The 23,107-nt window shown below is 43.2% G+C and carries 19 protein-coding genes, 1 tRNA gene, 1 other RNA gene and 1 pseudogene; 5 read left to right on the top strand and 17 right to left on the bottom strand.

Annotated elements, in window-relative coordinates; all coding sequences use genetic code 11:
• Positions 1-6: 6 nt before the first annotated feature.
• A complete protein-coding gene (locus BN1356_RS00970) occupies positions 7-2,211 on the bottom strand; it encodes a RelA/SpoT family protein (protein WP_176694210.1) in 2,205 nt (734 codons plus the stop codon).
• A 139-nt stretch (positions 2,212-2,350) separates the two neighbouring features.
• Here BN1356_RS00970 and BN1356_RS00975 point away from each other — a divergent pair, with 139 nt between their 5' ends.
• Entirely contained in the window at positions 2,351-3,118 is a 768-nt protein-coding gene (locus BN1356_RS00975) for an epoxyqueuosine reductase QueH (protein WP_093649579.1), read from the top strand.
• 78 nt (positions 3,119-3,196) lie between these two features.
• Here BN1356_RS00975 and BN1356_RS00980 read toward each other — a convergent pair whose 3' ends face one another.
• The 5 genes and pseudogenes from BN1356_RS00980 to BN1356_RS01000 all read right to left on the bottom strand — a co-directional run bounded on the left by BN1356_RS00980 (position 3,197) and on the right by BN1356_RS01000 (position 6,478).
• Positions 3,197-3,940, bottom strand: a complete 744-nt coding sequence (locus BN1356_RS00980; RefSeq protein WP_093649580.1) for a 16S rRNA (uracil(1498)-N(3))-methyltransferase — start codon at positions 3,938-3,940, stop codon at positions 3,197-3,199.
• On the bottom strand, positions 3,941-4,888 hold the full coding sequence (gene prmA, locus BN1356_RS00985) for a 50S ribosomal protein L11 methyltransferase (RefSeq protein WP_093650030.1): 948 nt from the start codon (positions 4,886-4,888) through the stop codon (positions 3,941-3,943). It abuts the gene before it with no gap.
• 138 nt (positions 4,889-5,026) lie between these two features.
• A pseudogene (locus BN1356_RS00990) lies at positions 5,027-5,496 on the bottom strand (GNAT family N-acetyltransferase).
• Positions 5,493-5,927, bottom strand: coding sequence for an NUDIX hydrolase (locus BN1356_RS00995; protein ID WP_093649581.1), 435 nt, complete (start codon positions 5,925-5,927; stop codon positions 5,493-5,495). The pseudogene BN1356_RS00990 and the gene BN1356_RS00995 overlap by 4 nt, the downstream one beginning before the upstream one ends.
• An 80-nt stretch (positions 5,928-6,007) precedes the next feature.
• Positions 6,008-6,478: a DUF3013 family protein gene (locus tag BN1356_RS01000; RefSeq protein WP_093649582.1), complete on the bottom strand. Its 471-nt coding sequence runs from the start codon at positions 6,476-6,478 to the stop codon at positions 6,008-6,010.
• 63 nt (positions 6,479-6,541) lie between these two features.
• Between BN1356_RS01000 and BN1356_RS01005 the strand changes: the two genes are divergently transcribed.
• The 4 genes from BN1356_RS01005 to BN1356_RS01020 all read left to right on the top strand — a co-directional run bounded on the left by BN1356_RS01005 (position 6,542) and on the right by BN1356_RS01020 (position 8,666).
• Positions 6,542-7,036: a GNAT family N-acetyltransferase gene (locus BN1356_RS01005; RefSeq protein ID WP_093649583.1), complete on the top strand. Its 495-nt coding sequence runs from the start codon at positions 6,542-6,544 to the stop codon at positions 7,034-7,036.
• Positions 7,026-8,306 (top strand): replication-associated recombination protein A, encoded by a 1,281-nt coding sequence (locus BN1356_RS01010; protein WP_093649584.1) that lies wholly within the window; start codon positions 7,026-7,028, stop codon positions 8,304-8,306. The genes BN1356_RS01005 and BN1356_RS01010 overlap by 11 nt, the downstream gene beginning before the upstream one ends.
• 91 nt (positions 8,307-8,397) lie before the next feature.
• Positions 8,398-8,591, top strand: a non-coding RNA gene (ssrS, locus tag BN1356_RS01015) — 6S RNA.
• A gap of 2 nt (positions 8,592-8,593) precedes the next feature.
• Positions 8,594-8,666, top strand: a tRNA-Lys gene (locus BN1356_RS01020).
• A 125-nt stretch (positions 8,667-8,791) separates the two neighbouring features.
• Here BN1356_RS01020 and nrdG read toward each other — a convergent pair.
• The 11 genes from nrdG to BN1356_RS01075 form a co-directional block, all read right to left on the bottom strand.
• Positions 8,792-9,406 (bottom strand): anaerobic ribonucleoside-triphosphate reductase activating protein, encoded by a 615-nt coding sequence (gene nrdG / locus BN1356_RS01025; protein WP_093649585.1) that lies wholly within the window; start codon positions 9,404-9,406, stop codon positions 8,792-8,794.
• A gap of 14 nt (positions 9,407-9,420) precedes the next feature.
• Positions 9,421-9,918 carry a GNAT family N-acetyltransferase gene (locus tag BN1356_RS01030; RefSeq protein ID WP_093649586.1) on the bottom strand — a complete coding sequence of 166 codons (498 nt, stop codon included), beginning with the start codon at positions 9,916-9,918 and terminating at the stop codon, positions 9,421-9,423.
• A 10-nt stretch (positions 9,919-9,928) separates the two neighbouring features.
• Positions 9,929-10,864, bottom strand: a complete 936-nt coding sequence (locus BN1356_RS01035; protein WP_093649587.1) for a Gfo/Idh/MocA family protein — start codon at positions 10,862-10,864, stop codon at positions 9,929-9,931.
• A gap of 23 nt (positions 10,865-10,887) precedes the next feature.
• Positions 10,888-11,025 (bottom strand): hypothetical protein, encoded by a 138-nt coding sequence (locus tag BN1356_RS01040; RefSeq protein WP_093649588.1) that lies wholly within the window; start codon positions 11,023-11,025, stop codon positions 10,888-10,890.
• A gap of 140 nt (positions 11,026-11,165) precedes the next feature.
• Positions 11,166-13,346: an anaerobic ribonucleoside-triphosphate reductase gene (gene nrdD / locus BN1356_RS01045; protein ID WP_093649589.1), complete on the bottom strand. Its 2,181-nt coding sequence runs from the start codon at positions 13,344-13,346 to the stop codon at positions 11,166-11,168.
• 530 nt (positions 13,347-13,876) lie between these two features.
• Entirely contained in the window at positions 13,877-14,581 is a 705-nt protein-coding gene (locus tag BN1356_RS01050) for an MIP/aquaporin family protein (RefSeq protein ID WP_093649590.1), read from the bottom strand.
• Between the two features lie 12 nt (positions 14,582-14,593).
• Entirely contained in the window at positions 14,594-16,417 is a 1,824-nt protein-coding gene (gene glpO, locus BN1356_RS01055) for a type 1 glycerol-3-phosphate oxidase (protein ID WP_093649591.1), read from the bottom strand.
• A 180-nt stretch (positions 16,418-16,597) separates the two neighbouring features.
• Positions 16,598-18,100: a glycerol kinase GlpK gene (gene glpK / locus BN1356_RS01060; protein ID WP_093649592.1), complete on the bottom strand. Its 1,503-nt coding sequence runs from the start codon at positions 18,098-18,100 to the stop codon at positions 16,598-16,600.
• 192 nt (positions 18,101-18,292) lie between these two features.
• Entirely contained in the window at positions 18,293-19,753 is a 1,461-nt protein-coding gene (locus BN1356_RS01065) for an AcpB/EbpR/MafR family transcriptional regulator (protein WP_093649593.1), read from the bottom strand.
• Complete coding sequence (locus BN1356_RS01070; protein WP_093649594.1) at positions 19,753-21,069, bottom strand: FAD-dependent oxidoreductase; 1,317 nt, start codon at positions 21,067-21,069, stop codon at positions 19,753-19,755. Before BN1356_RS01070 ends, BN1356_RS01065 begins: the two co-directional genes overlap by 1 nt.
• 366 nt (positions 21,070-21,435) lie before the next feature.
• Positions 21,436-23,019, bottom strand: a complete 1,584-nt coding sequence (locus BN1356_RS01075; RefSeq protein ID WP_093649595.1) for a quinol oxidase — start codon at positions 23,017-23,019, stop codon at positions 21,436-21,438.
• Between the last annotated feature and the right edge of the window lie 88 nt (positions 23,020-23,107).

The following is a 23,107-nucleotide window of genomic DNA, read 5'->3' on the forward strand; positions in this document are numbered from 1 at the left end:
GGCCTCCTACCCATTGGTCCGTTTGACTGAATAAACTTCCGGTACCGATTTAATCTTATCCACCACACTTGTCAAGGTCGACAAGTTGGGAATCCCAAAGGAGACATGAATCGTAGCGTGTTTCATATCCTTGGTCGGTTGCGCGTTGACAGTCGAAATATTTTTACTAGAATTGGTCAAGACCTTGAGGACATCATTGAGGAGGCCGGAGCGATTGAGTCCATAAATATCGATATCAGCCATATATTCCTTACTAGAATTGTCCTCTTCCCAATCAACATCGATGAGACGCGCTTCATAATTGTCTTGACTCTTGAGATTCATACAGTCTACCCGGTGCACTGCGACACCCCGACCCTTGGTGATATAGCCAACAATTTGATCTCCAGGAACTGGGTTACAACACTTGGCAATCCGAATCAACAAACCAGAAGCTCCCTCGATAACCACTCCGCCTTCGTGGCGGATTTTCAGGCTATCCTTATTGTCCTGCTTGACTTCTCCACCGTTGACTAGTTCGTCGGCCACAGCCTTAGCCTTGGCTCTCTCGGCTTCCCGGCGTTCTTTTTCGGTCAAGCGATTGAAGACAGAGGTGGCTGAAATTTCACCAAAACCAACAGCTGCAAAGAGACTTTCGTCTGTCTTGTAGCTGGTCTTCTGCAGAACATCATCCATATGCTTGCGGTCAAAGTATTGATTAGCCACATAGCCATGTTCTTGAAGAAGATGCTGGACCATTTCACGCCCCTTGGCGACCGACAGTTCCTTGTCTTGATTCTTGAAAAATTGCTTGATTTTATTGCGAGCTTTGTGGGTCTTAACCAGGTTAATCCAGTCACGGCTTGGCCCAAAAGAATTGCTATTGGTAACAATTTCTACCTGGTCGCCGGTTTTTAATTTGGTGGTCAGAGGTACCATACGGCCATTGACCTTGGCACCAGTTGCTTTTTCACCGACCTTGGTATGGATTTCAAAGGCGAAGTCTATTGGCACTGAATCCTTGGGCAATTCCCGCACCGAACCATCTGGTGTGAAAACGTAGATCCGTTCAGTGAAAATATCATCCTTGACCGAATTGATAAAGGATTGGGCATCTCCTGAATCGGACTGCAATTCAATGAGATTATTGATCCAACGAAGCTCGTTTTGACTAGCCGTTGCATGGCCACCGCGCTTGTAGGCCCAGTGAGCCGCAACCCCATACTCAGCCACTTGGTGCATTTCCTTGGTTCGAATCTGGAACTCGATGGGACCTTTTGGGCCATAAACGGTCGTATGGATAGACTGGTAGCCATTGGCTTTCGGGTTTGCAATATAATCCTTAAAGCGACCTGGCATGGGACGCCAGAGTTCATGGATGTAGCCCAGCATGGCATAGACATCGCTAGGCGTGTCCATAATGCAACGAATAGCAATCAAATCGTAGAGCTGATCAAAGCGTTTTTTCTTGTCCTGCATCTTGCGATAAATCGAATAGATGTGTTTTGGACGACCATAGATTTGACCAACAAGGTGTCTCTCCTCTGCATACTCGCGGATTTTATCAACAACCTCATTGACCAAATCCTCGCGTTCCTTGCGCTTTTCCGTCATCTGGCGGCTAATCTTGTAAAATTCTACCTCATTGAGATAACGGAAGGACATATCCTCCAATTCCCACTTCACAGAGGAAATCCCCAAACGATGGGCCAAAGGAGCATAAATTTCCATCGTTTCCCGTGAAATACGCTCTTGCTTGTCTTTTCGCAAATGCTTCAACGTCCGCATATTGTGCAGACGGTCGGCCAACTTAACCAAGATGACCCGCATATCCTTAGACATAGCAATCAGCATTTTACGATGGTTCTCCGCCAATTGTTCCTCGTGGGACTTGTACTCAACTTTACCCAGTTTTGTGACCCCATCAACAATCATGCGAACATCATGGCCAAACTCGGCCTCCATTTCATCTAGGTTAATGTCCGTATCTTCCACCACGTCATGCAAAAAACCACATGCCACTGTGACCGCGTCCAACTTGAGTCCTGCTAAAATCCCTGCCACCTGAATGGGATGGATAATATAGGGTTCGCCTGATTTACGGGACTGCTCCTTATGAGCCTCCACCGAATAGTCCAAGGCCTTTTGCACAAAAGCCACATCCTCTTCTGGCATATAGGTTGCCGTCAGAGCGAGGACATCTTCTCCTGTCAAATTTTGTTCTTTCATGATCTCTTCAAACCTTCTTCCAAATAGTAGTACCATTTTAACACTTTTTATAAGAAAGAAAAAGGGATGATACTCTAATCTGCTTGAGCCACAGCCTCTATTTTATGATAAACTAGATATGACCATCCCAAGGAGATTGATTATGATCGATGTAAACGAAATCTTATCCAAGATGCAAGCCAATCAAAAGGTCAACTACGACCGTGTTATGCAGGAAATGGTGAAGCATTGGCAAGTCAATGATTTCCGACCTCAAATTCTTATGCATGTCTGTTGTGCGCCTTGCAGTACCTATACCCTCGAATATCTGACCCAGTGGGCAGATGTCACCATCTATTTTGCCAATTCAAACATCCATCCCAAGGTAGAATATGAGCGTCGCTCTTACGTGACACAAAAATTTGTCCATGACTTTAACCAGCATACCGGCCAAAAGGTTCAATTCTTATCAGCTGATTATGAGCCCAATGAGTATTTCAAAACCGTTCATGGATTAGAAAAAGAGCCTGAGGGAGGCGATCGTTGCCGTGTCTGTTATGATTACCGCTTGGATAAAACGGCCACAAAAGCTGTCCAACTGGGATTTGATTATTTTGGAAGTGCCCTGACCATCAGCCCCCATAAAAATTCCAAAACTATCAATGCAGTAGGCATTGAAGTCCAAAAGCTCTACGACACCCAGTATCTTCCTAGCGATTTCAAGAAGAACCAAGGCTACAAACGCTCGGTTGACATGTGCAATGAATATGATATTTACCGCCAATGCTACTGTGGCTGTGTCTTTGCTGCCCAATCTCAAGGAGTGGACTTGGTGCAAGTCAAAAAAGAGGCCACTCAGTTTATGGCAGACAAGGATCTAGAAAAAGATTATTCTCATATCCGCTTTGTTTTCAATGGAAAAGAGTATTAAAAGACAAGAAAAAGAACAAGATGAGAATCTGATCACAGAAATTATCTTGTTCCTTTTTTGTTTCATGATTTACAAAGCTTATTGATTCATCTCCATTGCATAAGAGACTGCACTGAGCGCATAGAGGGGCGCGGTCTCTGTCCGCATGATACGAGGGCCTAAGCCAACCTTGATACTACCTGCAGCTTCAAAGGCATCAATTTCCTTGGGAGAGATGCCTCCCTCTGATCCGAAGATAAAGAGCAGTTTCTGCCCAGCTTTAACAGTCTGGAGTTCACGCGCCAAGGTTGCTAATTCTCCTGCTTTGGCGGTTTCTTCATAAGCGATGAAAACCTTATCGAAGTCCGTCAAAGTCTTCAGAAAATCTGATTTTTTCTCAAAGAGTTTGACCTCAGGAACTACGTTTCGCTTGGATTGTTCGGCTGCACCGAGCGCAATTTTGGCTAATTTTTCTTCCTTTTTAGCCAGTTTTTTGCCATCCCATTTGACCACTGACCAGTCAGCTGGATAGGCCCAAATCGCATGAGCTCCCAGTTCAGTTGCCTTTTGGGTTACCAGGTCCAATTTGTCTCCTTTGGGAAAACCAGATGCAATGGTCACCTGCACAGGCATTTCCACATGATCAGCCAATTCTTCTACAATGTCGAACTGATAATTGCTACTGGAAATAACTCTTGCCAAGCGCTTGATGCCGTCTTCAAAGACCAGCACCACCTCATCATCTTCTACCAGACGCATAACTTGAAACATGTGCTTGATGGTATCCTTATCAGTGATGATTACGGGATTTCCTGCTTTTCCTTTTACAAAATACTGCTGCATCTAGCCTCCAATCACACCGGATAGATCATCGGTTTTCTTAAAGACAAGAGCATTCCATTCGCCTTGCATCATGTGGGTTTCAAGGAAGAATCCCGCACTGTAAGCTGCTTCCAAAACCAGATCCAACTTCTCAGCGATAATACCGGACATAATCAAATAGCCCTGGTTCTTGACCAAACGATAGGCATCATCTGTCAGGTGAATGAGAATGTCTGCCAAGATATTGGCTACAATGACATCCGCTTCAATGTCTACACCCTTGAGCAAATCGCCCGCTGCCACATGGATATTTTCCATTCCGGGGTTCAGTTCAATATTTTCCTGAGCTACCCGCACAGCCACATCATCTAAATCGTAAGCGAAAATCTCTTTGGCACCAAGGAGGGAACTCGCGATAGATAAAACACCGGATCCCGTACCCACATCAATGACGGTTTCGCCACCACGCAAGACTTGTTCCAAAGCAAAAAGGCTCATTTTGGTCGTTGGATGCGTCCCTGTACCAAAAGCCATACCGGGATCAAGCTTGATGATTTTCTCATTAGGACTTGCCTCATAGTCTGTCCAAGACGGCACGATAGTCAAATCATGGGTAATCCGAGCTGGTTCATAGTATTTCTTCCAGTTCTCCGCCCAGTCTTCCTCCGCCAACTCTTGGCTTTCCAGAGAAATTGCTCCCGTTTCCAAGCCAAAGCCTGTCAATTCAGACAGACCAGCCTGCAAGTCTTTCTTAATTTGCTCAATATCCATGGTATCTGGATAATAAGCCGTAATCGCAATCATTTCTGACTGCTCTACATCAGGGTAGAGTTCCCCGAAACGGTCCTCCTGCCCCACATAATCAGCTGAATCGCTAATCGCAACCCCCTGACTGCCCGTTTCAATCATGAGATTGGAAACTGCTTCTTCCGCATCACGATGGATGTGGATGGTTAATTCTTGCCACATATAAGATACCAAGCCCATAAAACTCAAAGTAAAAATAGGAAAGTCGACGAAGACGCTTGCACCTAGGAGATGTTTATCTTTTTTACACAGAGTTTAGGGCGGGTTCAGTTTAGAAAACTACCTGAACCTTCCTTTCTTTTATCTCGTTCTTTTTGTCATATACACCATATCCATGCCCTCTTGTTCCGGTTTGATATGGGTTTGCTGATAACCGCATTTTTCATAAAAATGGACCATGCCCTGGTCTTGATAGACTGTGCAGAGATCCCACTGTTTTATGCTTGAAAATTCTATTTCTAACAAATTCATTGCCCGAGAGCCATATCCCTTTGCCTGTGCTCAGGCAAGACTGCTGTCGTTCCAAGCCAACCTTCCGTCTGAGCGTCATTGGTCTGCAATCTCAGAAAACCAATTTTTTCACCATTAACGACAATAAAGCGATAAAAGCTATTCGATCTCTCTACCAATTTCCAACGAATACGTTCTTCATCCTCCAAATAAGGATCATATTCGTCCTGGTATTTGTCATAAACTGCCTTAAACGAGCGACGCTGGATTGCAATAATTGTATCTAAATCATCAGCCACAGCTTTTTCCAAATAGATCATAAATCTTTCTCCAAATAATCCTTCAATCGCCCTTTTAAGCTCCCATAAACCTTATCATCCCTTAGAAACTCTTCAACAGTCATCATCTTCCAACCTTGACCTTCATCCCCAAAAACAATGTTGTCTAGCTGGGCTTGTTCAATCATTCCCACCATAAAAACAGACTCTTTTGTAGGGTCAATCATTCCAGGATAGGTCTTTGCCCAAACAATGTTTTCTTTTGATAGTAGAATGCCTAGCTCTTCAAAAACTTCTCTTTGGACACATTCAAATGGACTTTCATCTTCCTCCCGGCCCCCACCAGGGAGATCCCATGTGTTTGGATAGGGAATAGTCGGAGTATCGTCTCGCAAGATAGAAAGAATAGTCCCTTCATTCAGGAGAGCAATCTTACCACCTGAAAATTCAAACCTTTCATACAACAGTTTCATTCTATCTCCTTCATCAGCCACAACCCGATTATATTTCTACTTCATCGAGTCACCTACTCTAAAGTGCCACACGTTCCTTCCTAATACCTCGGATAAGCAAAAAACTCACTCTCTACCAAGTCGGCTTTGCCTGTTTCAAAGGCTTCCGCATCCCAAGTCAAGCCAAAATCCACTGCAGTCTCGTCCGCCAAGAAGTCCATCAAATCACTCAAACCTTCTGTTGCCACATCGTTCAATGTTTCAGCAAAGTAAGCCAAAAATTCGCGGGACAAGCCTTTTTTAGGGTCGTAAGGGATGGTTACCAAATAATCTTCTGCGTCAAAAGTTGATTTTTCTGGATTATAGAAGAGGACGTAGTCTTCAAAAACGATATCTTCTGAGGAAACCTCCCCCTGATCATCAATGGTTTCGACATGCCCTGTATTTTGCGCCTCAAGGACAAAGGTTACTTCGACGGCATGATTTTTCTTATCCCAATCCATGGCAAAGTCGTAATCCAAGTGCTTGTCTAATTCTTCCTCTAATACTGTTAAAAAGCCAAATTTAGCCATGATTTAAACTCCCGTTCTTCAATTTATGATACAATTATTATAACACAATCAGGAGGGAAGACCATGATAATCAGACCAATGGAGCTAATGGATATTGACCAAGTGGTAAAATTAGAAAATCAGATTTGGAACAGTCGCAATACTCCAGCTCCCCTACCCATTTCTTCCAAAAAAAGCCTCCTCAAACGCTTTGAAGAGGATAGGCATTATTTGCTGGCAGAAGATGCAGGAATCATTCTAGGTGTTCTGGATTATCAACCCTACTATCCTTTTCCCTCTGGAAAACACGTAGTTACCTTTGGTATTTCTGTCAGACCAGATGTCCGTGGACAGGGAATCGGTCGACAGCTCTTTGAGGCTTTTTGCCAAGCCATTCGGAGGGATCAGTACAAGAAAATTCTTCTTCATGTCCTTTCAAGCAATCCCGAGGCCTGTCTTTTTTATGAAAAGCTTGGCTTTAAAGAAGAAGCCGTCCTAAAGAATCAATTCTATCTAGACGGTCACTCTGTTGATGACCTGATTTACTCTTATTACTTGGAGGATAACCATGCCACATAATCTCGCCCTGCGCATGCGGCCACAAACCATTGACCAAGTGATCGGTCAAAAACACCTCGTGGGTCCCGGAAAAATCATCCGCCGCATGGTGGAGGCCAATATGCTCTCCTCCATGATTCTCTATGGACCGCCCGGTATCGGAAAAACATCTATCGCCTCAGCTATTGCAGGAACGACCCACTTTGCCTTTCGCACCTTCAACGCTACAACAGATACCAAAAAACGCCTGCAGGAAATCGGTGAAGAAGCCAAGTTTTCAGGTGGCTTAGTACTGATGCTCGACGAGATTCATCGCCTGGACAAGCCCAAACAAGACTTCCTCCTGCCCCTCCTTGAAAATGGCAACATTATCATGATTGGGGCTACGACAGAAAATCCATTCTTCTCTGTCACCCCTGCCGTTCGCTCGCGGGTTCAGATTTTTGAGTTGGAACCACTGTCCAATGAAGACATCAAGGAAGCCATCCAAAATGCTCTTGCTGATAAGGAGCGGGGCTTTGATTTTAAGGTCAAATTGAACGAAGATGCCCTCAACTTTATCACCACAGCTACCAACGGCGATCTACGCTCGGCTTTCAATTCCTTAGAATTAGCCGTCATGTCTACTCAGCCCGATAAAAAAGATCTCCGCCACATTACCCTAGATACTGTTGAGAACAGCCTGCAACGCAGTTACATCACCATGGACAAGGATGGGGATGGCCACTACGATGTCCTATCTGCCCTGCAAAAATCCATTCGCGGATCCGATGTAGATGCTAGTCTCCATTATGCAGCCCGTCTGATTGAAGGGGGAGATTTGCCAAGCTTGGCCCGCCGTCTGACTGTCATCGCCTATGAGGATATCGGTCTGGCTAATCCAGAAGCTCAGGTTCATACCGTAACTGCTATGGAGGCGGCCCAACGAATTGGCTTCCCAGAAGCCCGGATTCTCATCGCAAACGTGGTCATTGATTTAGCCCTCTCACCCAAGTCCAATTCTGCTATCACAGCTATTGACAAGGCCATGGCTGATTTGCGTCAGTCTGGTAACCTGCCCATTCCTAGACACTTGCGCGATGGCCATTACGCTGGTAGTAAGGAATTGGGCAACGCAGAAGGCTATAAATATCCGCATGCCTATCCAGAAAAATGGGTGAACCAACAATACTTACCAGACAAACTAAAAAGCTCCAGCTATTTTGACCCCAATGAAACCGGCAAATATGAACGGGCATTGGGAGCTACTTTAGAAAAAATTAAACAGTTGAAATCGCAAAAGAGAGACTAAGCTAGATCTGGCAAGGGATTGGGAGCGTTTGCAAAAATTACTTTTACCCCTTGAATTTTTTCAAAATTATGATACAATGAAATCAGATAAAAAACTGCTGTGGTATACGAATTCATACCTATGTGTTGACCGACTATTTTTTGTATTATTCGGGAAACGAAAGATTTCTGGCAGTATGCAGGCCGTCTCACACGGAAGCAACTAAGTCAGGAACGAGTTACCCACCTGCTTCTATGCGCGGGATCAATACAAATCTTGAATTACCGGTACCAATACAGCATTTTTTTGCCTCCTTAGCTCAGTTGGTAGAGCAGTAGACTCTTAATCTATGGGTCGCAGGTTCGAGCCCTGCAGGGGGTATGTTGATATGAGAAAAGTCCTAGTTTAAGGGCTTTTTCTCGTATCATTTTTAATTTTACTCACCATTTTATCTGCTTTTCTTTTTAAAAAAAGACAAACCAGCTGATTATTCAACTGGTTTTTGATTACATCAGATCTTCTCGACTCACTTGAGCGTAGTCCGTCTCTCCATCCTTAAGTTTATCCCAGATAACTACTCGATCTTGTGCCAGAGATTTCTGCACATCAATGACACGTTGGTTAGAAGAGCCACAGAATTGCAGCATAAGATTCCGTTTGGTCCGGTCAAAACGACCATCTACTAAAATATCTACCATAGACAAAAGTTCTAGTTTGTCAGGTGTTTCCTGCAGCATTTCTTCCCATGTATAACCTGTCCAGGACCAGATATCCTTATTGGGTAACTCTTTTTTGATGCGTTTGACCAAAGGAAGGAGAATGCCTGTATTGAGAAAAGGCTCGCCACCCAGCAAGGTCAAACCTTGCACATAGGGCTGAGCTAGATCTTTCATAATCTGCTCTTCCAGTTCCTGACTATAAGGAATGCCTGCCCTAAAATTCCATGTCGCTATATTATAACAGCCCTGACAATGGAACATACAACCAGCTACATAGAGGGAGTTGCGCACTCCTTCTCCATCTACAAAATTGAAAGCCTTATAATCAATGATACGTCCTTGACTCAGTTCTTCTGATGTCCATTGACCAGGCTCAGGCGTATTCCACAGTTTTTCTTCCATAAAAAGCTCCTTGATTAGGTCAGGTCAATCCAATAGCGCTCGACTCCCTCTCGCACATCTTCTAGTTGGCCTCCATTAGCAACAATGACACTTCGGCTAGCTGGATTGTCTTGCCTACAAGTAACCAAGACTCGCTGGATATTCTTATTTTTAGCAAGGGGCAGGCTCTGCATCAGCATATCTTTGGCGTAGCCCTTACCACGTACAGATGGTCGAACCGAATAACCAATATGTCCACCTTGGTTGAGCAAGTAGTCGTTCAAGACCAGACGGAGATTCAGAAAACCAACCGCCTCATCATCTACAAAACCCAGCAACTGAATAGCCGGAACCCAACCATCTGGCAGGTTGAGACCTATTTCCATATCCTGGTTACTGGCAAGCCAGTCCTCATAATCAAAACGCTCTTTGTCCCAGAAGCCACCATCGTGGTCTGATTGCATTTTCTCAAATTCAGTCATCATGGCTAGAACAGTTTCCTTATCCGCCAAAGTCGGTCTGCGTAATTCCATAAGATCCTTTCTAGATTTCAGGCAAAGTCAGATCCAAGTCACCCCAAGGTTTGTCCGAACGGTTGATCTGTTCGCAAATCCAATGACTGAGTAAACTGGATGCTGGACTGACTGGATTGACACCGGTTTTGATGGCTTCCAAATAAGCATCCACAATGCTCTCAAATCCACGTTTGTAGAGGGTGGTATCCCAAGAACCGAAGGCATCGAGAGTTTCCCGAGTCTCCTCATAGATTTTTAACTCATCTAAATTTTTCAACTGATAGGTGGACTGAGGCGTCTGCACTTCCATGAGCTCCCGACGGCTACCGGACTGCAGGTTCATGCTAGCCACGATAGAAGTCCCGGCTGATTTGAGGGTCACAGCTACCTGACTGAGCTGACCATCCTCCAAATGATAGGAGAAAGAACCCGAAACCGGCTGATCATCTGCTAAAAAGAGAGCCGTATCCAAAGGATGAATGAAGAAATCAAAGAGCTTGTACTGCAAGTCTCCCGTACGATTAACATCATTTTTCTCCACGATAATCCGACGTTTGTCTCCCTGATCTTTCATATCTAGAACTTTAGGGGCAAAACGTCGATTGAATCCTGCCATGAGAAAGGTTCCTTTGGCCTTGGCCAACTTGTAAAGCCGAGCTGTCTCTCTATAGTCCTCGGAAATCGGCTTGTCCATGTAAACCGGGATGCCACGCTCCAGAAAGAGTGTCGCCATCTCCACATGGGCTAGGGTAGCCGCATGAATCATAACCCCGTCCAAGTCAGCAGCTACTAAGTCTTGGGCCGAAGCATAGGTCCGGCTGTGAGCAAATAAATCTGCCACCTGATTTAAGACCTCTTGATTGCGCGTAAAAAAGTGCCATTCGATACCTGACAATTGTCGTAAATAGGGCAGGTAGGCTTTTTGCGAAATACCACCCATACCAACAATACCAATTTTCAACATAACTTGACACCTCCTTTTTCCATTTACTTGCTAACTTTTTTCTTAGCCTGTTTGAGCAAGGCTTGCACCCGTGATTTTTTATCGGACTTAACCGTTGAGTTCTTTTCATGGAATTTCTCCACACGTTGCATGCCTTTATAATCTAATTGAAATTTTCCCATAGTGATGATACTGAGGGCGAACAGAAAGTGACTTCATGATAGGAGCCTATCTCTGTTCAAATTTCCCTCTTTTCCTTTCCTGTTCTCGTTTAGAAAAGCTCAGTAGATACTGAGCCTTTCTCTATTATAGCACATAGCTCCTAATTCCCAGCACCAAGCACATGAATAGTAGAGCCATTCATATGTTTGACACGGGCAGAGATTTCCTTATGGCGACCGTTGACCATTGGACGAGCTTGGGGATTTCCAAGGTAGCCACAGGTGCGTTTGACAACATCCACCGTTTTTGGATCCGTATTGCCACAGTTTGGACACTTGAAGCCACGTTCTGTCGGCTCAAAATCGCCCTCAAATTCACACTGATAGCATTTATCGATTGGTGTATTAGTTCCCAAGTAACCCACACGATCATAGGCATAGTCCCAAACAGCTTCCAGAGCTTTTGGATTTTGTTGTAGAACCGGGTACTCACAGTAGTGGATAAAGCCACCTGAAGCACCTGCAGCAGGATAGTCCTTTTCAAAATCCAATTTCTCAAACGGTGTCGGATTCTTTCTGACATCATAGTGGAAGGAATTGGTGTAGTATTCCTTATCTGTGATATCTTCAACAATGCCAAATTTCTCCTTGTCCATGCGACAGAAACGGTCTGTTAAACTTTCAGACGGTGTCGAATAGACAGAGAAATGGTAATCATACTCATCAGACCAGTCCGCACAAAGAGTCTTCATCGTTCGGATGATGTCTAAGGTGAATTCCTTGGCTTCTGGGTTAGTTTCCCATTCTCCGCCGTAAAAGCTAGTCGCCACTTCATAAAGGCCAATATACCCTAGCGAAATGGTGGCGCGGCGGTGCTTGAAGAGGTCATCCACATTGCCGTCCTTAGCTAGACGCTTACCAAAAGCTCCATATTGGTAAAGAATCGGTGCATTGGCTGGTGTTGCTTCCTTGACACGATTGACACGGTAGACTAAGGCATCCTTGGCAATGGCCATGCGTTCTTGGAATAAAGTCCAAAATTTATCCCTATCACCGGCAGCTTCCAAAGCGATGCGAGGTAAGTTGACGGTCACTACCCCCAAGTTCATACGACCTGAGTTGACTTCTTGACCTTCCTCATCCGTCCAACCTTGCAAGAAGGACCGGCAACCCATCGGCACCTTAAAGGAACCGGTCAATTCGACAATCTTATCATAAGAAAGCACATCTGGATACATGCGTTTAGTGGCACATTCCAAGGCCAATTGTTTGATGTCATAGTTGGGCGAACCCGCTTCTAGGTTGATCCCGCGCTTAAGAGTGAAAATCAATTTAGGGAAGATAGCCGTCCGGCCTTCCTTGCCCAGCCCCTTGATGCGAATGTTGAGAATGGCTTTTTGAATTTCACGTTCAAAGAAATCCGTTCCCAAACCAAAACCAAGTGAGGTAAAGGGGGTTTGTCCATTTGAAGTAAAGAGTGTATTAATCTCGTATTCCAAGGACTGCATCGCATCATAGATGTCTTTTTTGGTCTTAGCAAGAGCATACTCTTCTTGCTTGTCTTCTTTGACCCAGTCCTTGGCATCTTTAAGATGTTTTTCGTAGTTGAGTTTGGCATATGGCGCCAGAACTTCATCGATGCGGTCTGCCGAGCAGCCTCCATATTGACTGGATGCCACATTGGCGATAATCTGCGAAATCTGCGCCGTCGCCGTCTGGATAGACTTTGGGCTTTCTACATCTGCATTCCCAATCTTGAAACCATTCTCCAACATACCCTTAAAATCAATCAAGCAACAATTGGTCATGGGAGTATAGGGACTGTAATCCAAGTCATGGTAGTGGATTTCCCCTTTTTGATGGGCATTGGCCACATGGGGCGGTAAGAGTTTCAAACCGATAGACTTGCCGACAATCCCCGCTGTCAAATCACGCTGAGTATTAAAAACATTACTATCCTTATTGGCATTTTCATTGACCACTGCCTGATCTTTGGACAAGAGCTTGTGAATCTCTCGGTTGATATCCATGGCTTGGTGGCGCTGGAAGTCACGCTGGGTCCGGTACTGAATATATTGTTCAGCCAAATCATACTGATGAGCTTGCAGCAGTTCTTGCTCTACAATGTTTTGAATCTCATAGATTTGGATATCTTTTTCAAAACGACGGTCGATTTCGGCCAAAACCATGTCCATGACCTGATCCAGACTGCTTTGCGAGATCATTTTTTCAAGAGGAAGTTCCTGATTAGCTCTTTCCAAGGCGGACGAAATTTTTTTTTGGTCAAAAGATACTGCACGACCATCCCGCTTCAAAACAACCATCTCAACTTTTGCACTCATTTCTCATCCTCCAAGCATTTACCTTCATTCATTACAATATAGTGTATCACGATAGACATCAAAATTCAATATCTTGTGGAATATTTCTTTTTCTTTTTTAAAAGACACAATATGTAGTGATAAAAATAGAAAACTTGAAATTTTATTTTCATAATCTTTTTCATCTATTCTTCTTCTAGAAATTCAAATTATAGTCGAATGAATGAACTTTTGGACTAGGAATTGAGACGCAGGCAGCTCCAACAGTCAGGGAAGTGACTGTTGGAGGCGAGAAATAAAAACTGACGAAAGTCCATTCACCTTACAGTCTAGAAATAGACCGTTTGAGGTTAGAAATAGAAGAAATTAAGTTTCTCTCAACTAGAATATGGCAAGTAGAAAATGACGGCTTATCAACGTTCATTCAAATGACTCTATTTTCACAAGGCAGGCTGGAGTTCAGGCTTTTCCGAACATTTTCTACGTCAATCTATAAGAAAACACGACCTCTTAAAAAAGAAGTCGTGTTAGTGGTCATTCACTGGAAAGGTTTAAAACATTCCAAAGATAAGGACAGCTAAGGCTGCACCAAGCATTGGTCCCACTACTGGAATCCATGAGTAGCCCCAATCAGAATCTCCCTTGTTTTTCATTGGTAAAATCGCATGCATGATACGTGGACCTAGGTCACGCGCTGGGTTGATGGCATAGCCTGAGGTTCCTCCAAGTGACAAACCAATTCCCCAAACCAAGAAGGCTACACAGATAATACCTAGACCGCCAGGCATATCATAAAAACCAAAACTGAGGATTCCAAGAACAAGAACAAAGGTTCCAAGGATTTCGCTGATTAGGTTCGTAGCAGAGTTGCGGATGGCTGGGCCGGTTGAGAAAGTTGCCAAAATGCCAGCCTTGTCTTCACAAACATCATAGTGGGGTTTGTGCATAATCCAAACAAGCGTTGTACCAAGCATTGCTCCAAGCATCTGAGCGATTACATAGCCTCCAAAAGTGGCCCAACTAATGTCTCCTTTGAGGGCAAAGGCAAAAGAAACTGCTGGATTCAGGTGAGCAGGACTCATATTTCCTGAAATGTAGGCAGCAATGAGAACGGCAAAGGCCCAACCTGCTGTGATAACAATCCAACCAGCATTGTTATTTTTTGTTTTAGGGAGAACCACTCCGGCAACGACACCATTACCCAGTAACACCAAAATGGCGGTTCCTAAAAATTCTCCAAATATATCGTTCGTCATATCCTTCTCCTTTTATTGTTTTAAATGGCGCAAGTCATTTTCTGAAAGAACTTGTTCCAATTTTTCTTTAGCGGCAACTTTTTCATCAGCTGACCAATCATAGTAGGTACTCATTTCATTGAGGACGGGATCCATTAAAGCATCGACTTCTTCCCGTTTAAAGAGCATGTAGTTTGTGCGGCGTAAGAAGAAGTCTACCGGACTCAGCGCCATCTCATAACGCATTGCATAATGGAGGGATAAGGTTTGAGCTAAGGTCAAGCCTTCTGCAACGTCCACCAATCGTGCCAAGGCATAAACTTTAGGAGCATTGGACCCATAAAGATTGGTCAAGTAGTTGGCATCTTCAAAGGATAGGCCGTTGGCAACCCCAAGCTGAGAGTAGGCTTCGATTTCTTGGTCGATATTGGAAGAGTTAAGTTCTCCACCTGAGACCGGATAGGTTTTTGAGTTGATGAGTTTAAAGTTGCGTCCAAATTCCTCTTTCAAGATGGATAAAATGAGTTGCATAGCACCCTCTGCCATCTTACGATAATCTGTAATCTTACCACCGGCTAGGGTAACGAGGCCATTCTCATCTCTTTCAAGATTCGATCCGCGAGAAACAGCTGACGGATCTAGTGTTTTCTCAGAGGTGCTTGCTTCCAGATGAGTTACCGCATTTTCAACTTCTTCACGCGTTCTTTCATCAGACAGATAGCCCTTGACCATGTCAATCAAGCCATTGAAGCTATCATCACTGATTTTGCCACTATTTCCTCCGTTGTAGTCAGAGGCGCTGTTTCCAGCAATCAAAGGACGTAGACCCACCCAGCCACTTTCGATATCTGACAGGGTCAATTTTGCTTCAGGGAAGCGATTGTTGACAATGCTGAGCAAGTAATCCACATCTTCTTGCGTCACTTGTGGGTTTGCTAAATCGCCTTTGTAGTCGGTATCTGTTGTACCAAAATAGGTTTTTCCTTCTCTTGGTAGAACAAAAATCATGCGACCATCACCAAGTCCGGTATCGAAGTAAACAGGTTGTGGTACTTGCAGACGACTTTGGTCAACCACAAGGTGAACGCCTTTTGTCGGTCTCATCTGGTGAACAGGCTGACCTTCTGACAAGTTTCTGACCTCATCACTCCATGGACCGGTTGTGTTAATGACTAATCGAGCTCTGATTTCAATCGTCTCATCTGTTAACAAGTCCCGCGCTACAACACCAACAACCTTGTGATTGTCGTCATATAAGAAAGCCTCTGCTTTCACATGATTGGCTATCAAAGCTCCGTCATGATTGGCCCGCTTAATATTTTCAATCACAAGTCGGGCATCATTGTTGCGGAAATCCAGGTAAACACCACCGCCTAACAAGCCTTCTTCTTTCAGATTTGGTGCTCTCTTTAGCACTTCCTCTTTGCTTAAAACTTTATTTGCAAATGGTGTATTGGTGACATTGGCCAATAAATCATACAAGTCCATGGCCACTTTCAATCGAAAGAGACTGAAGGTTGACCCTGGCTCATCGTATACTGGTAGAAGCATTGGATCTGGCTTTGGAATATGTGGTGCCACACGTTGCACGACGGCCCGTTCGGAAACGGTATCCGCAACCACTTCTACATCAAATTGTTTTAAATAACGCAAACCTCCATGAACGAGTTTGGTTGACCGACTACTGGTTCCTTCCGCAAAATCTTGCATCTCAATGAGAGCTGTATCGAGACCACTTGCAGCAGCTTGCAAGGCTACCCCTGCACCAGTGATCCCACCACCGATAACCAATAAATCCAAGGTCCTATCCTGCATCTTTTGCAGAGCTAATTGTCTTGTTTTTTTTGAAAATTCCATTCTCTTTACTCCCAAGTTCTATATGACATAATTGATCTAATCCAATTTTACTGATACCCTTTGAAAATCAACATTCGATTTTGTTAAAGCTCCTTGCCTACCACTAGGTATGGATGCGTCACTTTGCTCCATCTGTTTTTAATTTTCTTTTAGTATTTATATTAAGGATTAAGGAACTGCTTAATCTTCTGAGAAGACACGAGTAGCTTTGACAGCTCTCTTCCATCCCTTGTAGAGTTGCTCTTTGCGAGCGTCATTCATACTTGGTGTGAACAATTCACCTGTTTCATTCAAGGCTTGTAGTTCTTCCAGATCTTTCCAATAACCAACTGCAAGACCAGCTAGGAAGGCTGCACCCAGAGCTGTTGTTTCCAGATTCTTGGCACGAGCAATATCAATACCGATAATATCTGATTGGAATTGCATCAAGAAGCTGTTCATGGCTGCACCGCCATCCACTTTCAAGACTTGGATATCAATACCTGAATCAATCTGCATGGTATCAATGACATCTCGCACTTGATAAGCAATAGACTGAAGCGTTGCTTTAACAAAGTCTTCTTTGCTGGTTCCGCGCGTCAAACCAAAGACCGAACCACGCGCTTGTGAATCCCAATATGGTGCTCCAAGTCCAGTAAAGGCTGGAACAACATAGACTTCATCTTCACTCTTGGAAGCTTTTGCCAATTCTTCTGATTCTGGTGAAGCCTCAATCATGCGAAGCCCATCACGCAACCATTGAATAGCAGAGCCTGCAATAAAGATGGATCCTTCTAGAGCATAGTAAACTTTTCCGTTGATCCCATATCCAATGGTTGTCAGGAGTTTGTTATCTGACAATTGCATATCTTCACCAGTATTCATCACGATGAAGGAACCGGTACCATAGGTGTTTTTAACCATACCTGGCTCAAAAGCTAATTGTCCAAACAAGGCTGCTTGCTGGTCACCCGCCATACCTGAAATCGGTACTTCCCCACCATAGAAGTGGAAAGGAGCCGTATGACCATAAACTTCTGAGTTAGATTTGACCTCTGGCAACATAGCTTTTGGAATATTCAAGAGTTCCAGGATTTCGTCGTCCCATTTCAAATCTTTAATATTGTAAAGCATCGTTCTAGCAGCATTTGAATAATCTGTTACGTGAGATTTCCCATCCGTTAATTTCCAAACCAACCAAGTATCAATGGTACCAAAGAGCAATTCGCCTTTTTCCGCACGTTCTTGTGCGCCCGGTACATGATCCAAAATCCAACGAACTTTCGTCGCTGAGAAGTAAGCGTCAATGACCAGACCTGTTTTTTGGTGGAACAGTTCTTCATAGCCATCTTTTTTCAACTGATCTGCCAATGGCGCTGTCTGACGAGATTGCCAAACAATGGCATTGTAAATCGGAAGTCCAGTTGCTTTATCCCACACAACTGTTGTTTCCCGTTGGTTGGTAATCCCGATAGCCTGAATCTGAGCCGGCTTGATACCACTTTCAATGAAAGAGCCTGCAATGACAGATTGAACAGAATTCCAGATTTCATTAGCATTGTGCTCTACCCAACCAGCTTGAGGGAAGATTTGTGTAAATTCCTTTTGACTGGAACTAATTTTTTCGCCTTTTTTATTGAAGATGATTGCTCGAGAACTGGTTGTTCCTTGGTCAATCGACATAATGTATTTTTCTTCTGCCATCTTTATTCTCCTTTGGCTTTGTTTTGGTTACGCTTACATTTTATCAAAAATAGAACACCCTCGCCTATCAAGATTTTTAAACTTTTGAAAAAGTCTGATAGGATTGGGCTTTAATAATCAATTTTCTTTTTTATAGAGTCTCCTTCAGCGAAGGTCAACTAACTTAGTCCTCACCTTTACCTAGCAAATAGGCTAATAAGTAGGGAAATAAGGAAGACTGGATAGACGATGTTCTCTCAATAAGTCTTTAATCAGGACTGCAATCTCTTCAATATCTCGTAAAGATACAGGTCCTTTCAAATGGTAAATTGGGCAAGAAGCTTGATGGAGAAATCCCAAATCACTTACTATCCCTTGATAGGTTTTGCTCTCATCATAAGCTTCTATTTGAATATAGCGATGATATGCAATGCGATTTTCCAAAAGATTTTTTAAACGTTCTTGAACCAATTCGCCACCCGCCAAATGAAGTCCAATATAAATGGTTCCTTGGCGTGGTTTCATCAGATAAGACAACAAACTGAGAAAATCATCCTGCATAGCGAACATCAGGTCACAACCTTGTTGATTGGGAAAGAGCTGAGCAGCCAGTTGACGATGAGAGGATTTTATGAAAGGCATGGGATTGTACCAAGAATCGCTAGCGAGTGATCGATGCACCAAGATATCGCCCCTAAAGAAATATCTTCGGTGGAGTATCTGTCCTAGTGTAGACGTTATCTGGTCAGGCAAATGATTGCCACAAAGCTCAGCTCGTCTCATAGAGCGTATAAGATCGGTCATTTGATCTGCGACAGGCCCACCAAAACCTAAGACAAAGGCCATGGTATGAGAGGGAAGACAAAGCATGGAAAGAAGAAAAGCAAATAAATTTTCTGCTTCTGATTCATCCATCTCAAGCGCATACCGACTTAAAAAAGTCATATAAGCTTTTTCTAAGCGTTGGAAAAATACATTTTTGGCATAGGGAGTTAGGGCTTCGGATAAATCGGAAGTTTCTTTGTTGCTGACACTCCACCTTTTTTGACTAATAAAGGACCATAAAGCAATGTCATTCTTTTGAGCGGTGGATAATGGACTGTGGCAGAGTCTTTCTACTAATCGTCCTTCCTTTTGCAATTCCTCTTTATTCAGATGGTCTTGTTTGGTTTCAAAAGTCCAACAATTTTGAAACAAGAGCCAGTAAAAATAACGGATTTGGTGTTCCGGTCCCTTTAATCGACCATTATAAATAGCAATTGAAAATTCTTTTAGGAGATCATTTAAGGCTGATAAATGACGATTTAAGGTTGCTTCACTAATCATAAGTTTTTGAGATAAGGATTGGATCGTAAAGGAATGATGGGAAAAAACCTCCTTCAAAATCAGGTATCGGCTTGAGGATTGGATGAAAAGATTTATTACGGATACCCATTCCAGTCCAGGATCCATCTCAAGCCAGCAAACATCCTCGTCTATTCTTATTTCAGTAACTAGAGATCCCTTCCTTGCTAATTCGTTAAAAAGTGAAATATACTTTAGCAAGGTTGATCGTGACAGACTTGTTTCTTCCATTAACTGCTTGAGATACATTTGATTAGGAGAAGCCTTTAAGATCAGTAGGAGGCGATAAACATTGGCTTCAGCTTTTTCAAAAATAGCGGCTAGTTCCATTATACCTCCCTTGCTGAGGCACTCATCAAAAGGGCCTTATGAAGATGGTAGAAGGGATTGGTCTGCCCTACTGTCATTAGAAAGTCTTGAAAAGCAATCTCCAAATCTGTCATACCCAATCGGATCGGCTGCACCAAGCACTGGAGAAGATAAGAGCAATCCATAGCTGATAAGAGTTGAGCTCCAAGGAGTTGACCAGTTTCCCTTGATACAATCAGTTTCATTCTAAGTTCTTCTCCCCGGTCATGGGTCAAAGAACCCTTGTAGGTGATTACTGCTATCTCTTGGAAGAGCTCCGCCTCATCTGAGGTCATCCCAATGGCTGTCCGAAACCAGCCATAGTAATAACCCGAAACTAACTTCACAGAAGGCTCTATAGCTATTCGCGGACCATTCAAATTGTAAGCAGCGATTTCTCCTGTCCGAATAGCCGTATTGATCAATGGTAGATAGCGAGGATCATTTTCTTGAAGAAAATCTAATTTAATGGTATCTCCAACAGCAAAAACCTGGGGTAACTTTGTTTCTAGAAAAGCATTCACAGGGATGGTCCCATCATTTGCCAGAATGTGTTGATCTTCCAAAAAATGAGTATTTGGTCTTAAACCAGCACACATGAGCACAACATCAACTGAACGTTTTGCTGACTTTGTCAGGATAAGGAAGTGATCATGACACTTTTCAATCTTCTGTACACGATGTGACAGGTAGAGATTAAGGCCTGATTCTACCATGCTAGTCTCCAAAAGAGCTGCCATATCCGCATCACAGTGTTTAAAATCCAAGTGTTCTCCTGCTTCAAAGAGATGCACATGTTTACCTAGTGACTGACATTTTTCGCTTAATCGAAGGCCTAGTTGACCACCGCCAATAAGGGCCACTTCTTTGGCCCTTACAAATAAGGGATTTTCTTCTAAACGAACCATATCGTCCTTGCAAAGCAAAACCCCTGGATGGTGCCCTCCTTTGATATAGTGAGATTTTTGAGTGGATCCAGTCGCGACAATAAGACAATCATAGGAAAGTTGGCTGACCTGAGCTCCCCTCAAGGACAGTCTCTTTTGTGCAGGGTCAATAGACTGAACTTCATGGTTGAGGAAGTAGTCTACCTGTAAAGTTTTAAGCTGCTCTAGCAAGTCAAAATAAGACGGAACCTCTCCTTCATTTGACTTAAAAAGCCACTCTAACGCCATGGGAACAGCAGCCAGTTGACTGGATTTTTCAATAATGGTGATACTTGATTCAGGATAAAGCTGGCGCGATTTTACAGCAGCCGCCAGACCTGAAAGAGAGGCACCGACAATGACAATTTTCATACGTTTTCTTACCTTTAATAAAGAACAAATAGACCTATTTCTCTTAAGTATATCGAAATTTGTTAGCGATTTCAAGCTCTTTTGATGGCACAAAACACCATCAAGAGTATTGAAGGTTTGCTTCAAGTCTATTCAAGAGTTAGACAGACATACCCTTAACCCTATTTGTCTCTCTCTTCTAGATTTCTTAACTTGGGGTAGCGACATTAATACCAATCAGTCACATAGATTTTGGAATGCGGGCAAAAGGGATGACAAAGGAAAAAGAAAAGGATCTAGTTCTATAAAATAGAGAGCTAAATCCTTGGCTTAATGTAGATTGTTTCACTTTCAGGCTTTGCCTGCAAAAGTCATAAATCATGTAAATTATTTTTTTTGATAGACAGTAAAATCAGAGTTCCCCAAATCCAGGGTTGTGTAATTTCTTTCAAGGTTATTCTTAATAGCATCCAGAAGAGCTATTTTTTGATTGACCACAACAAATTGAGCCTGATTTTTATTTAAATCAAAAGTAATTTGAGATTGATTATCCTCTGTATCAAGATAAGGCTGAGCTGTCAGAATGCTCGCAGCTGACATGCGACCGCTTCGCAAATAAATCTGGGCACTATTATCCCAAGCATAAATCTTGGCATCCGTCTCAGAATTTCCCTTGATATAGTTTGCAATTTCTACCCGCTCTTGGTTGAGACGCCCCTCTTGGACATATGTTAAAACCGGATGAAGAGGAATATAGAGGCAAATCAAGAGTGGCAGGAAGAAAGAGCTTTTTAAATAATTAAACTCAACTCTAACTGTCTCTGCTTCAAAATCAATTTCTTCCATTTCAGTTTCGTCTACTTTTTTAGAAGACCTTGACTTCCAAGGCAAAACAGCCATGATAAAACCATATGGCAGTAAAATAATCAACTGACTTGCATCAAAGTTTGGATTGCCGATAATAAAGACCAATTCGGCCAAAAAAGCTAAAATGAGGGTCGATTTGATATAACTATGCTGGCCATCCTTGAATGAAAACAAGGTCATAAAGAAGTTTTTCAAAAAACCCGAAGCTAGCAAGGCTGCAACAACAATAGCCACGGTCCACAAAATTGTCCCATGGGCAAACTCTAGATGGATGTTATAAAAGAATGTTTGTTGGATGGCCGTCCCCAAAATTTGCTCAACAAAAGCATAATAGCCAACCGAATAAATGACCATCAAAAATCCAAAAAGGGTTGCTAAAGACTGGTAAATTCCACGTGCACAATGTTTGCGACGGGCATTGAAAAAGAGAAGGACGAGAGTCGCAATGATCCACAAGAGAACGCTCTTTGGGTAGATCATAAAGACTAGAGCGGCATCAATCCCATAAAAGATAAACATCTCATCTCGAACGCCATTTTCAAAGTAACGTACCAAGAACCAGATACTGGTCAGCAGGAAAGGAAGTACAAAAATACTAGCATAGACTCCGCCAAAGCCAGCTGCCAAAATAAAGAGATAAAACCAGACGGATAACTGATCTGCAATCTGGCGACTCTGGCTAAAGTAGGTCATAATTTTATGGAAATAAATTCCAGCGACGAAAAGGGCAATAAACTGGAAAACTGCAAGTCCAATAGTTGTTTTTAAGAGCCCCGTCACAAGGGTTAGCAAGTAAAACAAGACCCCGTTCGTTCCAAAAAAATCACCGTAGGGACTTTGACCCGCTGCCATAGCAAAGCCAGCATAAAAGTTCTGTGATTGTAGATTACTTGCCAAACCACCAAAAAAAGGATTGGCTACACTGAGCAAACTAAGAATGGCACTCCATAAAAAAGCCGGCAAGATGCGAGCGGAGGGGAGATTTTCTCTAAATTCTTCATTCAACTGTATTGAACTTGTTTTTTGTTGACGACGTCTTCCACCTTTACGATGTCTGCGGGAATACTGCTCCAATTCGCCATTTCGTTCTTCTAATTCTGTCATATCTGACTCCTTGATCTAATCCTACCCATTATATCAAAAAGTCATCTATCTGTCATTTGCAATTTTGCTTAACAAGAATTTGAGCAAA

Origin of the sequence: Streptococcus varani (assembly GCF_001375655.1) — a bacterium.
Classification (GTDB): domain Bacteria; phylum Bacillota; class Bacilli; order Lactobacillales; family Streptococcaceae; genus Streptococcus; species Streptococcus varani.